This is a genomic window from Xanthobacter sp., from assembly GCF_041911315.1.
GTDB classification, from domain to species: Bacteria; Pseudomonadota; Alphaproteobacteria; order Rhizobiales; family Xanthobacteraceae; genus Xanthobacter; species Xanthobacter aminoxidans.
Window position 1 is genome coordinate 12,478 of record NZ_JAYRPE010000007.1, and the last position, 14,957, is coordinate 27,434.

Annotated in this window: 15 protein-coding genes; 11 read left to right on the top strand and 4 right to left on the bottom strand. The window is 68.1% G+C overall.

Going from position 1 to position 14,957, the window contains the following annotated elements; genetic code table 11:
* Window positions 1-77: 77 nt before the first annotated feature.
* Window positions 78-1,250, bottom strand: a complete 1,173-nt coding sequence (locus ACE3QW_RS03195) for a cysteine desulfurase family protein (protein WP_374250435.1) — start codon at window positions 1,248-1,250, stop codon at window positions 78-80.
* Window positions 1,251-1,637: 387 nt separating this feature from the next.
* Here ACE3QW_RS03195 and ACE3QW_RS03200 point away from each other — a divergent pair, with 387 nt between their 5' ends.
* The gene (locus ACE3QW_RS03200; protein WP_024278822.1) at window positions 1,638-2,300 is read left to right on the top strand and encodes an alpha/beta hydrolase; all 663 of its coding nucleotides are present in this window, start codon (window positions 1,638-1,640) and stop codon (window positions 2,298-2,300) included.
* A gap of 208 nt (window positions 2,301-2,508) precedes the next feature.
* Here ACE3QW_RS03200 and ACE3QW_RS03205 read toward each other — a convergent pair whose 3' ends face one another.
* A complete protein-coding gene (locus ACE3QW_RS03205) occupies window positions 2,509-3,618 on the bottom strand; it encodes an anhydro-N-acetylmuramic acid kinase (protein ID WP_374250409.1) in 1,110 nt (369 codons plus the stop codon).
* 102 nt (window positions 3,619-3,720) lie between these two features.
* Between ACE3QW_RS03205 and tyrS the strand changes: the two genes are divergently transcribed.
* Window positions 3,721-4,971: a tyrosine--tRNA ligase gene (gene tyrS, locus ACE3QW_RS03210; RefSeq protein WP_374250410.1), complete on the top strand. Its 1,251-nt coding sequence runs from the start codon at window positions 3,721-3,723 to the stop codon at window positions 4,969-4,971.
* A 357-nt stretch (window positions 4,972-5,328) separates the two neighbouring features.
* Window positions 5,329-6,651 (top strand): 30S ribosomal protein S12 methylthiotransferase RimO, encoded by a 1,323-nt coding sequence (gene rimO, locus ACE3QW_RS03215; protein WP_374250411.1) that lies wholly within the window; start codon window positions 5,329-5,331, stop codon window positions 6,649-6,651.
* A 185-nt stretch (window positions 6,652-6,836) separates the two neighbouring features.
* On the opposite strand, the gene ACE3QW_RS03220 is transcribed toward rimO, so the two are convergent.
* Complete coding sequence (locus tag ACE3QW_RS03220; protein ID WP_374250412.1) at window positions 6,837-7,544, bottom strand: type 1 glutamine amidotransferase; 708 nt, start codon at window positions 7,542-7,544, stop codon at window positions 6,837-6,839.
* Window positions 7,545-7,921: 377 nt separating this feature from the next.
* Between ACE3QW_RS03220 and ACE3QW_RS03225 the strand changes: the two genes are divergently transcribed.
* Together ACE3QW_RS03225 and rpsD are read left to right on the top strand one after the other, a co-directional pair.
* Window positions 7,922-8,479: a manganese efflux pump MntP family protein gene (locus tag ACE3QW_RS03225; RefSeq protein ID WP_374250413.1), complete on the top strand. Its 558-nt coding sequence runs from the start codon at window positions 7,922-7,924 to the stop codon at window positions 8,477-8,479.
* A 228-nt stretch (window positions 8,480-8,707) separates the two neighbouring features.
* Window positions 8,708-9,325, top strand: coding sequence for a 30S ribosomal protein S4 (rpsD, locus tag ACE3QW_RS03230; RefSeq protein WP_024278816.1), 618 nt, complete (start codon window positions 8,708-8,710; stop codon window positions 9,323-9,325).
* 97 nt (window positions 9,326-9,422) lie between these two features.
* On the opposite strand, the gene ACE3QW_RS03235 is transcribed toward rpsD, so the two are convergent.
* Window positions 9,423-9,746 (bottom strand): DUF1476 domain-containing protein, encoded by a 324-nt coding sequence (locus ACE3QW_RS03235; protein WP_029558714.1) that lies wholly within the window; start codon window positions 9,744-9,746, stop codon window positions 9,423-9,425.
* Between the two features lie 355 nt (window positions 9,747-10,101).
* Here ACE3QW_RS03235 and purC point away from each other — a divergent pair, with 355 nt between their 5' ends.
* The 6 genes from purC (at window position 10,102) to ACE3QW_RS03265 (ending at window position 14,845) form a co-directional block, all read left to right on the top strand.
* The gene (gene purC, locus ACE3QW_RS03240; protein ID WP_024278814.1) at window positions 10,102-10,896 is read left to right on the top strand and encodes a phosphoribosylaminoimidazolesuccinocarboxamide synthase; all 795 of its coding nucleotides are present in this window, start codon (window positions 10,102-10,104) and stop codon (window positions 10,894-10,896) included.
* A gap of 166 nt (window positions 10,897-11,062) precedes the next feature.
* A complete protein-coding gene (purS, locus tag ACE3QW_RS03245) occupies window positions 11,063-11,305 on the top strand; it encodes a phosphoribosylformylglycinamidine synthase subunit PurS (RefSeq protein WP_024278813.1) in 243 nt (80 codons plus the stop codon).
* A 58-nt stretch (window positions 11,306-11,363) separates the two neighbouring features.
* Complete coding sequence (locus ACE3QW_RS03250) at window positions 11,364-11,627, top strand: hypothetical protein (protein ID WP_029558715.1); 264 nt, start codon at window positions 11,364-11,366, stop codon at window positions 11,625-11,627.
* Window positions 11,628-11,633: 6 nt separating this feature from the next.
* Window positions 11,634-12,332 carry a phosphoribosylformylglycinamidine synthase subunit PurQ gene (gene purQ / locus ACE3QW_RS03255; protein WP_024278811.1) on the top strand — a complete coding sequence of 233 codons (699 nt, stop codon included), beginning with the start codon at window positions 11,634-11,636 and terminating at the stop codon, window positions 12,330-12,332.
* Between the two features lie 28 nt (window positions 12,333-12,360).
* Window positions 12,361-14,577 (top strand): phosphoribosylformylglycinamidine synthase subunit PurL, encoded by a 2,217-nt coding sequence (gene purL, locus ACE3QW_RS03260; RefSeq protein ID WP_374250414.1) that lies wholly within the window; start codon window positions 12,361-12,363, stop codon window positions 14,575-14,577.
* A 31-nt stretch (window positions 14,578-14,608) separates the two neighbouring features.
* Window positions 14,609-14,845: a BolA family protein gene (locus ACE3QW_RS03265; RefSeq protein WP_024278809.1), complete on the top strand. Its 237-nt coding sequence runs from the start codon at window positions 14,609-14,611 to the stop codon at window positions 14,843-14,845.
* Window positions 14,846-14,957 lie beyond the last annotated feature (112 nt).

Genomic DNA, 14,957 nt, shown 5'->3' on the forward strand with positions numbered 1-14,957 from the left:
GCCCGCGGGTCAAGTCCGTGTGCCGCACATGATGCGCGGCGTAATTCCCCTAACCGCGCAAAGCGCGGCTTAATCCGCTATGCCGCGCGTGAAGCGCGGCTTCTCAGCTGCGGCACGGCCTTTTTCAAGGCTTCGACCGCGGCATCCACATGCTCGATGGTGCTCGACCAGCCGAGCGACAGGCGAATGGCGCCCGCCGCCTCATCTTCCGGCAGTCCCATGGCGAGCAGCACCTGCGAGGCGCCGACCTTGCCGGACGAGCAGGCCGAGCCGGCACTGATGCTTACGTGGGCGAGGTCCAGCGCGATCACCAGTGTCTCGGCCCGAAGTCCGGCGAATGTGACCATGGTGGTGTTGGGCAGGCGATCGGCGCCCGCGCCCACGACCCTCGTACCGGGAACGCCCGCCAGCACCGCCCGTTCCAGACGGTCGCGCAGCACGGCAAGCCGATCCGCCTCGGCGGCAAGCGCTGCTTTCACGGCGGTTGCCGCCGCGCCGAAGCCGACGATGGCCGGCCCGTTCTCGGTGCCCGCGCGCCGGTTGCGCTCCTGCCCGCCGCCGGAGAGCAGCGGCGCGGTGCGATGGTCAGGTCCCGCCGCCACCAGCGCGCCCACGCCGGGGGGGCCGCCGATCTTGTGGGCGGAGAGGGCCAGGAAGTCGGCGCCGAGCGCCGCCATGTCCAGCGGGATGCGGCCGGCGGCCTGCACCGCGTCGCAGAAGACAATGCCGTCCGCCTCGTGCATCAGCCGCGCCGCCTCGGCCACGGGCTGGATCACGCCGGTCTCGTTGTTCGCCGCCATCACCGCCAGCATCGCGCGCCGGCCGGCGGCGCGGTGGCGGGCCAGCGCCTCGGCCAGCGCGGCGAGATCGAGCCGTCCCTCGCCGTCCACCGGCAGGATTTCCAAGGCGTCGGAGGGGAAACGATGGCCCTTGAGCACGGCCGGATGCTCGACGGCGCTTGCGAGCAGCACATCGCAGCGCTTGGCCCGTCCGGCGCTCTCGACTGAGGAATGCAGCGCCAGCGCCGCCGCCTCGGTGGCGCCGGACGTGAAGACCACGCCCCGGACAGGCGCTCCCGCCAACGCCGCGACGGCCGCGCGAGCGGCCTCGATGCGGGCGCGCGCGGCGCGGCCTTCAGCGTGGACGGAAGACGCATTACCGCCCGCATCCAGCGCGGCGACCAGCGCGGCGCGGGCCTCGGGCCGAAGGGGGCTCGTGGCGTTGTGATCGAGATAGGCGCGGCGAGGCACCGGCGGGCGGGAAGCGATGGTCGCCTCAACCGTGCCCGCGATGGTACCCATCTGCCGTGACGCGTCGCCCGCGCTCATCTCCGCCTCCCGGCCGCATGTGCCAAACGCACCCGCGACCCGTGCCAGGCTTGCAATTGCCGGCGATCTCCGTCATAGGTCAAACTTCACCCGTTCTCACAACGCAGCGCCCCTCGGTTCGCGCAGCCGCCGGGAACAAATTAGAATTATTCTAAATAGATAGGTCTCGCGCGTCCGTTAGTCAAGCATTACCGTTCCGGCGTCAAGTCGACAGGGGTCATGCTGACGGGTTCCCGCGCCGGACCCGTCGTCCTATAGGACGGAACGGGCGCGCCGCGCGTCATTGCTACCCAGAGGTTGCAGACTTCCATGCCAGAAGTGATCTTCCCCGGCGAAAAGGGGCGCCTCGAAGGCCGCTACCAGCCCGCCAAGACCCGCAACGCGCCCATCGCCATTATTCTTCATCCGCACCCGCAGTTCGGCGGGACGATGAACAATCCGGTCGTGTACAATCTGTACTACCAGTTCGTGAACCGCGGCTTCTCGGTGCTGCGCTTCAACTTCCGGGGCGTCGGCCGCTCGCAGGGCTCGTTCGACCATGGCCAGGGCGAACTTTCGGACGCCGCCGCCGCGCTCGACTGGGCGCAGTCGGTGAACCCGGACGCCCGCGCCTGCTGGATCGCCGGTTTCTCCTTCGGCGCCTGGATCGGCATGCAGCTGCTGATGCGCCGTCCGGAGGTCGAGGGCTTTATCTCCATCGCCGCGCCGGCGAACCTCTACGACTTCTCCTTCCTCGCCCCCTGCCCCTCCTCCGGCCTGTTCGTCCATGGCGACAAGGATGCGGTGGTGCCCACCTCGGCGGTGCAGACGCTGGTGGAGAAGCTGAAGACCCAGAAGGGCATCGTCATCGAGCAGCAGGTGGTGCCCGGCGCCAACCACTTCTTCGACGGCAAGACCGAGGATCTGATGGGCGTGGTCGGCACCTATCTCGACAAGCGCCTGCCCGGCACCCGCAAGGACAGCGCCGCCTGATTTCGGCTCATTCCGCTTGAACGGCGCGCTTCGGCGCGCCGTTTTTGTTTGGGGGGTGGGTCTGGAGCCAACCGTGCTCCCTCTCCCCTTGCGGGAGAGGGCTGGGGTGAGGGGTATTTCTCCGCTCGCCCAACACTGCGAGGACCGGGCACCAGCCCCCTCACCCCCAACCCCTCTCCCGCAAGGGGAGAGGGGAGGCACAGGCCCCTCACGGCCGGAACAGAACTCCACCCGTCATCGGCGCGGCCACCCCGGTGGTGGTCGGAAACGTCAGCGGCAGGCCCCGCAGCGAGCGCGCGGCGAGATAGCCGAAGGCGTGGGCCTCCAGCGCATCGCCGGACCACCCCACCCGATCGGCCGTCCGCACCTCTGCCCCCAAGCGCTCCGCCAGCATGGCGAGCAGCGTCGGATTGCGCGCGCCGCCCCCCGCGACGATCCACACCGCCGGAGGCCGCGGCAGGAACGGCACGATGGCCGCGACCGTCGCCGCCGTGAGCGCCGTCAGCGTCGCCGCGCCATCCTCGACGGACAGGCCCGCCAGCCCCATCCGCTCCCCGACCGCCCGCCGAAAGGCGTTGCGATCCAGCGACTTGGGTGGCGGCAGTTGGAAGAACGGGTCGGCCAGCACCGCCGCGACGCGCTCCTCATCCACTCGTCCGGCGGCAGCCGCGCGGCCATCTGCGTCGAAGGGGACGCCCGTCCGCTCCTTCAGGAAATCGTCGATCAGGGCATTGCCCGGCCCGGTGTCGCAGGCGATAGGCGGAGCAGCCCCATCAATGACCGTGACATTGGCGACCCCACCCACATTCAGCACCGCCACCGGCTGCGGCAGGGTGAGCCGCCGCACCAGTGCCTGATGGAACACCGGCACCAGCGGCGCCCCCTGCCCGCCCGCCGCCACATCCGCTGCGCGGAAATCCGCCACCACTGGGATGCCCAGCGCGGAGGCGAGGCGCTGGCCCTCGCCGATCTGGACGGTGAGGCGCGCATCGGGCCGGTGGATGACCGTCTGGCCGTGGAAGCCCACGAGGTCGATGTCGCCGGGGGTGAGCCGCAGGGGCTCCAGCAGCGCCCGCACCGCTTCGGCATGAAGATCGGTGATGCGCCGCTCGGCCTCCGCCAGCGCGCCCGGCCTATCGTCCCGATGGTTCACGCCCCGCGCATCTTCCATGGCGGTGACGAGGAGCGCGCGGGTTTCGGCGTCAATGGGGCGGGTGATGGCGGAGCCGAGCCAGGCGACGCTTTCCCCGTCGGTCTCGATCAGGGCGGCGTCGATGCCGTCCATGGAGGTGCCGCTCATCAGCCCGACGACACGCATATCCGCCCCCTCGCCTCACGCACATGCATTCTTACGCCGGACCTGATACACCACCGCTCCTTTCCGGCGCGTGAGCGCCAGCCTCAAGCCTCGATTTGTGTGATGACTTCTCCTTCCTTCCGCTCCGACTTCCTGCGCACGCTTCACGAGCGCGGCTATATCCACCAGTGCTCGGACCTCGAGCGCCTCGATGCCAAGGCCGCGGAAGGACCCATCACCGCCTATATCGGCTTCGACGCCACCGCATCGAGCCTGCATGCGGGGCACCTGCTCTCCATCATGATGCTGCGCACCCTCCAGCGCACCGGCCACCGGCCGATCGCGCTCATGGGCGGCGGCACCACCAAGATCGGCGACCCGTCCGGCAAGGACACACAGCGCCAGATGCTCACCGATGAGCAGATCAACGCCAACATCGCCTCCATCCGCAAGGTCTTCGCGCGCTTCCTCGATTTCGACGGCGGCGCGATCATGGAGAACAATGCGGGCTGGCTGGACGAGCTGAAATACATCCCCCTCCTGCGCGAGGTGGGGCCGCATTTCACCATCAACCGCATGCTGACGTTCGATTCGGTGAAGCTGCGCCTGGAGCGCGAGCAGCCGCTCACCTTCCTCGAATTCAACTACATGATCCTGCAGGCCTATGACTTCGTGGAGCTGAACCGGCGCCACGGCTGCATGCTGCAGATGGGCGGCTCCGACCAGTGGGGCAACATCGTCAACGGCATGGAGCTGGGCCGCCGCATGCACGGCGCCGACCTCTTCGCACTGACGACCCCGCTGCTCACCACCTCTTCCGGCGCCAAGATGGGCAAGACCGCCGGCGGCGCCGTGTGGCTCGATGCCGACCTTCTGAGCCCCTACGAGTACTGGCAGTATTGGCGCAATGCGGGCGATGCGGATGTGGAGCGCTTCCTGAAGCTCTTCACCGAGCTGCCGCTGGATGAGATCGCCCGCCTCGCCGCCCTTCAGGGGCAGGAGATCAACATCGCCAAGGAGGTGCTCGCCACCGAGGCGACCGCGCTCCTGCACGGCCGCGAGGCCGCCGAGAAGGCGAAGGAGACGGCCCGTACCACCTTCGAGCAGGGCGCTCTGGCCGTGGACCTGCCCACCGTCGAGCTGCCCCGCGCGAAGCTGGAGGCGGGCCTTCCCGTTGCCAACGCCTTCGTGGAGGCCGGCCTCGTAGCCTCCACCAGCGAGGCGCGCCGCCAGATCAAGGGCGGGGGCCTGCGCGTGAACGACGCCGTTGTGACCGACGAGAAGGCGGTGATCGACCTTGCCGCGCTCACCCCCGAGGGCGTGGTGAAGCTCTCCATGGGCAAGAAGAAGCATGTACTGCTGAAGCCGGTGTGAGGCGCGGGGCCACGCTCTCTTGCCTCGGCCGACTGGAGCGGAGCGGAAGGAGAGCCGTGGCCCAGCGCAACATGACGCCGAAGGCGGCCTTATCCCTTCGGCGTCGCAGTGGATTGCCGGCTTCGCCGACCTTTCCCCTGGACCCCGGCTCGGCGCTCCGGCTGCGCCGTCGCTGGTCCGGGGAACACGTCCTCCCTCCTTCGGCCACAAAGGCCCGCCAAAGACCCGGCGTTGACGGCCCCGTCGCGCTGCCGTAAGCGCACGCCCTTCGCACAGCCACCTGTTTCAACGCATTTTCGTTACGCGAACCGGTACCCCCCTTCGCTGGAAAATGCTTCAGAAAGAACCTGCCTCCCCATGGCCGAGCCCGCGCCGCGCATCTCCTTCGTCTCCCTCGGCTGCCCGAAGGCGCTGGTGGACAGTGAGCGCATCGTCACGCGCCTGCGCGCCGAGGGTTACGAGCTGACGAAGACCCATCAGGGCGCGGACCTCGTCATCGTCAACACCTGCGGCTTCCTCGACAGCGCCAAGGCGGAGAGCCTGTCCGCCATCGGCGAGGCGCTGGCGGAAAATGGCAAGGTCGTCGTCACCGGCTGCATGGGCGCCGAGCCCGAGCAGATCCGCGAGGTGCACCCCAGCGTCCTCGCCATCACCGGCCCGCAGCAGTACGAGAGCGTGCTCGCCGCCGTTCACGAGGCGGTGCCGCCGCAGCACGATCCGTTCCTCGATCTCGTGCCCGAGCAGGGCGTGAAGCTCACGCCCCGGCACTATGCCTATCTGAAGATCTCCGAAGGCTGCTCCAACCGCTGCACCTTCTGCATCATCCCCCAGCTGCGCGGCGACCTCGTCTCCCGCCCCGCCGCCGACGTGCTGCGCGAGGCCGAGAAGCTGGTGAAGGCGGGCGTGAAGGAACTGCTCGTCATCTCGCAGGACACCTCCGCTTATGGCGTCGACCTGCGCTACGCGCCAAGCCAGTGGGGCGACAAGGAAGTGGCGACCCGCTTCCTCGATCTCGCGTCGGCGCTGGGCGACCTCGGCGCCTGGGTGCGCCTGCACTATGTCTATCCCTATCCGCACGTGGATGCGGTGATGGAGCTGATGGCCGCCGGCAAGGTGCTGCCCTATCTGGACATTCCCTTCCAGCACGCGAGTCCCACCGTGCTGAGGCGCATGAAGCGCCCGGCCTCCCAGGAAAAGACCCTCGCCCGCATCCAGGCGTGGCGGGCGGCGGTGCCGGACCTGACGCTCCGCTCCACCTTCATCGTCGGCTTCCCCGGCGAGACCGAGGCGGAGTTCGAGGAGTTGCTCGCCTTCATGGAAGAGGCCGAGATCGACCGCGCGGGCGCCTTCAAGTTCGAGCCGGTGCGCGGGGCGGATGCCAATGCCCTTCCCGATCCGGTGCCGGACGAGGTGAAGCAGGACCGCTACGACCGCTTCATGCGCACCCAGCAGAAGGTCTCGGCGCGGCGCCTGAAGAAGAAGGTCGGCACCCGCCAGCAGGTCATCATCGACTCCGTGTCGCCCGAAGGCGCCATCGGCCGCACCAAGGGCGATGCGCCGGAGATCGACGGCACGGTGAAGGTCTTCTCCCGCCGCCCGCTGCGCGTGGGTGAGATCGCCACGGTGAAGATCGAGGCCGCCGGGCCTTACGACCTCACCGGCACGGCCGTGGGTTTCTGACCCGGACTGAACCGGGAGCCGGCCGGGCTCCCTCTCCCCTTGCGGGAGAGGGCTGGGGTGAGGGGTGTTTGCCCCGTTGCCCTACCAACCGGAGAAACGGCACCAGCCCCCTCACCCGTCTCGCGGCTGCGCCGCGATCCACCCTCTCCCGCAAGGGGAGAGGGAAGAAGGGAGAGGGCCGCCCCTCACCACGTCGCCTTGAAATTCCGGTAGAGCCGCTCCGCTGCCGCCGCGAAAACCGGCATCCGCTCCTTTGTCGCGGCCTCCAGCAGCGCCTGCCCGCCGGCGCCGGTGATGGCCTCCAGGGCGCAGCGGTATTCGGGAATCACGCCCCATTCGGGCACCGTCGCGTCGGTCAGCTCCACATGATACTGGATGCCGAACGCCTTTTCCCCCACCTGCAGCGCCTGAATGGCGCAATGCTCGTTCTCGGCCAGCGTCACCCCGCCCGGCGGCAGGGCCAGCACGGCGGCGCCATGCCACTGGAGGGTCGGGAAGGTAGGGGCGAGCCCCTTGAACAGGGGGGATTCGCGCCCGGCCGCCGTCAGCGACACGTCCGTGACGCCCACCTCCGGCCGGGGCATGAGGCCGACCTTGCCGCCGAGCGCATCGGCGAGCAGCTGGTGGCCGAGGCAGACGCCGAGATAGGGCTTGCCGGTGGCCATCCAGTCGCGGATGGCGGCCTTCTCGGCGACGAGCCAAGGCAGTTCCTCCTCTTGCCACACGTCCATGGGGCCGCCGAACACCATCAGGGCGTCATAGTCGTCGAAGGCCGGGATGGTCTCGCCCTCATCCAGCTCCACGGCATCCCATTGGACGCCATCGGCACGCATGAAGTCGCGGAAGCGGCCGGGGTGCTCGCAGGCGACATGCTGGAAGACCAGGACTTTCACGAACATTCTCCATGGACGACGCGGCTGTGGCGATGATCGCGCGTGCGGTGGCTGGTGCCCTGATAAGACCAGCCGCGCCACGGCCCGGCAACAGGTTTTCCCCCCAGGCAGATCGCGATTGCGAGTTAGTTGCGCTAAAGAGTTCGGCCCGCGGGTTTACCGCGCTCCTGCGAAGCCGCTATCAGAGGCGCGATCGGGGAGTAGCCACCGCCTGGGAGATGCACCGGGGCGGGGTCGTGCCAACAGGCTTGCGCGAGACTGCGCATGGCGCGACCAGCCGAAGTTTTCGGCCCGGCGAGACCGTGACGCACCGGTTCGCGCGCGGACGGGCCGGATGCGCCAGGGTTCCCAAGCCTCCTCTTCCGCTGGATATATCCATGTCACCCGCCACGATCCTCGTGCTCGCCCTGAGCATGTCCGTCGATGCCTTCGCCGTCAGCGTCGGCCGCGGCGCCGCCGTGGGCCGCCCGCGATTCGCCGAGGCCCTGCGCACCGGCATGGTGTTCGGCCTTGTCGAGGCTGCCACGCCGGTGATCGGCTGGGCGGCGGGGCTTGCCGCCAGCAGTTATGTGGAAGCGGTGGATCACTGGATCGCCTTCGCATTGCTCGGCGGCGTCGGCCTGCACATGCTGGCCTCCGCCTTCACCACGCGGGACGAGGCGGCGCCGCGCGGGCGCTCGCTGCCGGTGCTGCTGGCCACGGCCTTCGGCACCAGCATCGATGCCATGGCGGTGGGCGTCTCGCTCGCCTTCCTCGATGTGAACATCTGGATCACCGCCGCCGCCATCGGCCTCACCACCTTCATCATGTCGTCGGGCGGCATGCTGATCGGGCGCCTCGTGGGCGAGCGTCTCGGGCGGGTGGCGGAGGTGGTCGCGGGCCTCGCCCTGGTCGCCCTCGGTGCGACGATTCTCGTCGAGCACCTCTCCGCCTGAGGGCGAAAAGCGCCGCTGGCGTTGACTCGACACGCTTTCGCGACTAAGAACCCGCCACCTTGCGGGCCGGAAGTGGCCCGCTTGGCGTTTCACGCACCCGTGGCTTCGCAAGGCAGCGCGCCGGGCGAGCCTGTCGGCGAAACGGTCCGGAACCTCTTGGTTCCCAAGCCATTTCGCAGAGGAGGGGCGCGATCCAAACCCGAACGAACCAACAGGGATTCGCGTTACATGAGCAAGCGCATTGCGGCCAAGCACAAGATCGATCGCCGTATGGGCGAGAACATCTGGGGCCGCCCCAAGAGCCCGGTGAACCGTCGTGAGTACGGTCCCGGCCAGCACGGCCAGCGCCGCAAGGGCAAGCTGTCCGACTTCGGCGTGCAGCTGCGCGCCAAGCAGAAGCTGAAGGGCTATTACGGCTCCATCGGCGAGAAGCAGTTCCACAAGGTGTATGTCGAGGCCTCGCGCCTCAAGGGCGACACCGGCGCCAACCTCATCGGCCTGCTGGAGCGCCGCCTGGACGCGGTGGTCTACCGCGCCAAGTTCGTGCCCACCATCTTCGCCGCCCGCCAGTTCGTCTCCCACGGCCACGTGAAGGTGAACGGCAAGCGCGTGAACATCCCGTCCTACCTCGTCAAGGTGGATGACGTGATCGAGGTGAAGGAAGCCTCCCGCCAGCTCGCCATCGTGATCGAGGCGCAGCAGCTCGCCGAGCGTGACGTGCCCGACTACATCGAGCTCGACACCCACAAGCTCACCGCGCGCTTCGCCCGCATCCCGGAGCTGAACGAGGTACCCTACCCGGTTCAGATGGAACCGAACCTCGTGGTCGAGTTCTACTCGCGCTGATCCGGCGCGGGACCCGAAAAAGAAAAGGCCGCCCGGTGGGCGGCCTTTTTGTTTGGCCCGCCGCGTCGCGGGACGCGGCGGGAGACCCTGTGCGGGCTCAGCTGCCGGACTTCACCTCGGCCGCGGCGGCGGCGAGGAACTCGTCCATGTTGCGGCGGATCTGGTGGTCGGAGACGTCCACCTGCTTGGCGTCGAAGTCGGCGCGCAGCTTGCGGAACACGTCCTCGTCACCGGCTTCCTGCAGGTCGGCCTCGACGACGGACTTGGCGTAGGCAAGAGCCTCCTCGCCGGCGAGACCGAGCTTCTCGGCGGCCCACAGGCCGAGCTTCTTGTTCCGGCGGGCGAGCGCCCGGAACCGCGTCTCCTCGTCGAGCGCGAAAGCCTTTTCGAAACCTTCCTCGCGCTTGTCGAACGTGGTCATGGCACCCCTCTTCCTGCGAATGGGCGGCCGGCGGCCGGCCTGATCTGTTTGCGCGGATATGGCTGATTTGGGTTGCCGCTGCACTCACGCAAGGGCAGCCATCGTCCGCACGCGCGCCTTGAATATCCCCCGCCTCATATTAGATCAACGGCAGTGAGGCGCCGTGCCCCCTCCCGGCCATGCGACCTGATGGCCGCCCGGCCTCTTCAAGGGGATGGCGCGGGTGGGCGCATCGGGACGCGCGTTGTATCCAGCCGTCCAATCGGCTAGTGTCCGATCGGGCTTGGGATGTCCTTGAAACAGACATCCCCGGTCCAGCCGAGGAGCGTCACCCGAACGGAGCCTTGGCAAACCCATGGATTTCCTCAATCAGCGGTATATTCCCATGAGCCGCCGCCGCCGAATCTACGAAGGCAAGGCGAAAGTCCTCTATGAAGGACCCGAGCCCGGCACACTCATTCAGCACTTCAAGGACGATGCCACGGCCTTCAATGCGAAGAAGCACGATGTCATCGACGGCAAAGGTGTGCTGAACAACCGGATTTCGGAGTACATCTTCTCCCGGCTGAACGACATCGGGGTGCCGACCCACTTCATCCGCCGCTTGAACATGCGCGAGCAGCTCATCCGGGAAGTGGAGATCATCCCCCTCGAGATCGTGGTGCGCAACGTCGCCGCCGGCTCCATCTCGACCCGCCTCGGGATCGAGGAGGGCACCCAGCTGCCGCGCTCGATCATCGAGTTCTATTACAAGAACGACGCGCTCAACGACCCGATGGTGTCGGAAGAGCACATCACCGCGTTCGGCTGGGCCACCACCCAGGAAATCGACGACATCATCGCGCTCGCGATCCGCGTCAACGACTTCCTGTCCGGCCTCTTCCTCGGCGCCGGCATCCGTCTCATCGACTTCAAGATGGAATGCGGCCGCCTGTGGGAGAACGACATGATGCGGATCGTGGTCGCTGACGAGATCAGCCCCGATTCGTGCCGGCTCTGGGACATCAAGTCCAACGACAAGATGGACAAGGACCGCTTCCGCCGCGACATGGGCGGCCTCGTGGAGGCCTACACCGAGGTTGCGCGCCGGCTCGGAATCCTGATGGAGAACGATCCGACGCAGGGCAAGGGCCCCGTCCTCGTGAAGTGACGCGTCAATTCGGGTGGGGGCGTTGTTTCCCCTACCCGAAAAGTGCTAGGCGGGGGCCGGATCGGCCCCCGTTTTGCGTTGCCGGGCCCTGTGCGGGCCAGGCGGTGCCCGGCGGCGGGCAAGCAACAGCGCGGGCGCAAGCGCGTGCCATGAAGGCGAGGTTTCCATGAAGGCCCGAGTGATCGTCACCCTCAAGTCGGCGGTGCTCGACCCGCAGGGCAAGGCCATCGAAGGCGCGCTGCGGTCGCTGGGTGTGGCCGGCGTGCAGAGCGTGCGGCAGGGGAAGGTGTTCGACGTGGAGCTGGCCGGCAACGACCGCGCCGCCGCCGAGGGCGCCCTCAAGGAAGCCTGCGACAAGCTCCTCGCCAACACCGTGATCGAGACCTACAAGGTCGAATTCGCCGAGTGACGTGCGAAGGATGTTATAGTCTGGCGGCCGCTTCAGGGAGCAAGGCCGCCGAGAGGGCATGATGGCCGAGATCACCAACGAGCTTCTCATCGAGGTTCCGAAGTCGATCCCGCAGGGCGCGGCCCTCGGCGCGCGGGTCCTTGAGGCTCGCAAGGGGCTTGGGGCTCGCCAAAGGCTTGAGGCTCGCGAAGAGGTGATCGCCCGGCGCGATCCCCGACAGGCCTTCGGGCAGGACATGAACACCATATACGGCATGCACGCGGGCCGTGACGCGCGGCTCGCTCGCATCGAACGCAGGCTCGGCCTCGTCGGCATCCACTGAGAGATCATGAAACCAGCCGTCATCCTCTTCCCCGGCTCCAATCGTGAGCAGGACGCCGTGCGCGCGCTGCGGCTCGTCTCCGGCGCCAAGCCCCAGGTGGTCTGGCACGCCGAGCACGAGCTGCCCAAGGGCACCGACCTCGTGGTCCTGCCCGGTGGCTTCTCCTACGGCGATTACCTGCGCTGCGGCGCCATCGCCGCGCGGGCGAACATCATGGAGGCCGTGCGCGCCCATGCCGCTCGCGGCGGTCTGGTGCTCGGCATCTGCAACGGCTTCCAGATCCTGTGCGAGGCGGGGCTGCTGCCCGGCGTGCTGGTGCGCAACGCCCGCCTGCGCTTCGTCTGCCGAGAGGTGCTGCTGCGCGTGGAGCGGGCCGACACCCCCTTCACCAAGGCCTATCGCAAGGGCGAGCTGATCCGCATCCCGGTGGCCCACGGCGAAGGCAATTATACCGCCGACGAGGCCACCATCGCCCGCATCGAGGGCGAAGGCCGCGTCGCCTTCCGCTACGCCCGGCCCGACAGCCGGATCGACGAGACGGACGGCCCCAACGGCGCCATCAACGGGATCGCCGGTATCTATTCCGAGAAGTTCAACGTGCTCGGCATGATGCCCCACCCGGAAAACTACATCGAGCCGGAGATCGGCCCCACCGACGGACGCGGCCTCTTCGAGAGCCTCGCCGGCGCCCTCAAGGCGGCGTGAGCCGCGGCCTCAATTCGGATCGACGCCCGTGAACCTCATTCCCAACACCCCCCGCATCACGCCGGAACTCGTCGCCGAGCACGGTCTGAAGCCGGAGGAGTACGATCACTTCGTGAAGCTGATCGGCCGTGAGCCGACCATCACGGAGCTCGGCATCGTCTCCGCCATGTGGAACGAGCACTGCTCGTACAAGTCCTCCAAGGTCTGGCTGCGCACCCTGCCCACCACCGGCAAGCGCGTCATCCAGGGGCCGGGCGAGAATGCCGGCGTGGTGGACATCGGCGATGGCCTCGCCGTCGTGTTCAAGATGGAGAGCCACAACCACCCCTCCTTCATCGAGCCCTATCAGGGCGCGGGGACGGGCGTGGGCGGCATCCTGCGCGACGTGTTCACCATGGGCGCACGGCCCATCGCGGCGCTCAATGCCCTGCGTTTCGGCGACTGCCACAACCTGAAGACCCGCCGCCTTTTGGCCGGCGTGGTGGCCGGCATCGGTGGCTATGGCAATTCCTTCGGCGTGCCCACGGTGGGCGGCTCGGTGGGCTTCCACAAGCGCTACAACGGCAACATCCTCGTCAACGCCATGGCCGTCGGCCTCGCGAAGACGGACGAGATCTTCTACGCGGCGGCCACCGGCGTCGGCCGGGCCATCGTCTATCTCGGCTCCAAGACCGGCCGCGACGGCATCCACGGCGCCACCATGGCCTCGGCCGAGTTCGGTGCCGACGCCGAGGAGAAGCGCCCGACCGTGCAGGTCGGCGACCCCTTCGCCGAGAAGCTGCTGCTGGAAGCCTGCCTCGAGATCATGCAGGCGGGCTGCGTGGTGGCGATCCAGGACATGGGCGCCGCCGGCCTCACCTGCTCCGCCGTCGAGATGGGCGCCAAGGGCGACCTGGGCGTGGAGCTGAACCTCGACGCCGTGCCCTGCCGCGAAACCGGCATGACCGCGTACGAGATGATGCTGTCGGAGAGCCAGGAGCGCATGCTCATGGTGATCGCCGACGGCAAGGAGGCGGAAGCCGAGGCCATCTTCAAGAAGTGGGGCCTCGACTTCGCCATCGTCGGCCACACCACCGACACCCTGCGCTTCGTGGTGAAGCACAAGGGCCTCGTGGAAGCCGACCTCCCCATCAAGGAGCTGGGCGACGAGGCGCCTGAATACCGCCGTCCCTATGAGGAGCCGGCCCAGCGCCCCGAGATCCTGCCCGCGGACGTGCGCACCACCGCCTCGGTGGCGGACGCGCTGGAGCGGCTCATCGCCTCGCCGGACCTGTGCTCCAAGCGCTGGGTGTGGGAGCAGTACGACCACCTGATCCTCGGCAACACCGTGCAGCGCCCCGGCGGCGATGCCGCCGTGGTGCGTGTGAACGACGGGCCGAAGGCCCTCGCCATGACCACGGACGTGACGCCCCGCTATTGCGAGGCCGGCCCCTTCGAGGGCGGCAAGCAGGCGGTGGCCGAGGCGTGGCGCAACCTGACCGCCGTGGGCGCCACCCCCATCGCCGTCACCGACAATCTGAACTTCGGCAATCCCGAAAAGCCGGAGATCATGGGGCAGTTCGTGGCCTGCGTGAAAGGCATCGGCGCGGCCTGCGAGGCGCTGGACTTCCCGGTCGTCTCCGGCAACGTCAGCCTCTACAACGAGACCAATGGCAAGGCGATCCTGCCCACCCCGACCATCGGCGGCGTCGGCCTGATCGAGGATCTCGACCAGACCATGACCTTGAACTTCAAGGCGGCGGGCGAGCCGGTGCTGCTCATCGGCAAGACCAAGGGCTGGCTGGGCGCCTCCGCGTTCCTCGCCACCGTGTGCGAGCGTGAGGAAGGGGCCCCGCCCCCGGTCGATCTCATCGCCGAGAAGCGCAACGGCGACTTCGTGCGCAACCTCATCCGCGATGGCGTCGCCACCGCCGTGCATGACGTCTCCGACGGCGGCCTGCTCGTGGCGCTGGCCGAGATGGCCATGGCCAGCGGCATCGGCGTCTCGCTGGAAGACGCCCCGGACGGCATGGACCCCTATGCGTGGTGGTTCGGCGAGGATCAGGCGCGCTATGTGGTCACGGTCGCGTCCGGCCAGGGCGCCGAGGTGATCCACAAGGCGGAGATGGCGGGCGTGCCGATCATGAAGATCGGCAAGACCGGCGGCGACCGCTTGATCGTTCCGGACGACCGCTCGATAGTCGTAGAATCGCTGAAGGATCGGCACGAGACGTGGCTGCCCATCTATATGGGCGCTTCGTCCTGACGCTTTCGTGCACAGCAAGGACGTTTCGACCATGCCCATGAATGCCCGCGACATCGAGCAGCTCATCAAGGATGCGCTGCCCGACGCGACCGTGGTGATCGAGGATCTGGCCGGGGATGGCGACCACTACGCCGCCCGCATCGTCTCGGCCTCGTTCCGCGGCAAGAGCCGGGTGCAGCAGCACCAGATGGTCTATGCCGCCCTCAAGGGGAACATGGGCGGCGTGCTGCACGCGCTCGCCCTGCAGACCTCCGCACCCGCCGAATAGGCGGGCCTCCTCTCCTCCCCGCGCCTCGCGTGCGCCGCACCATTGGGGCGTCCCAACACGCGCCTGTGCAAGCGTGTCGCCCCCGGTGCCCTTGCGCTTTGGGCCGCTTGGG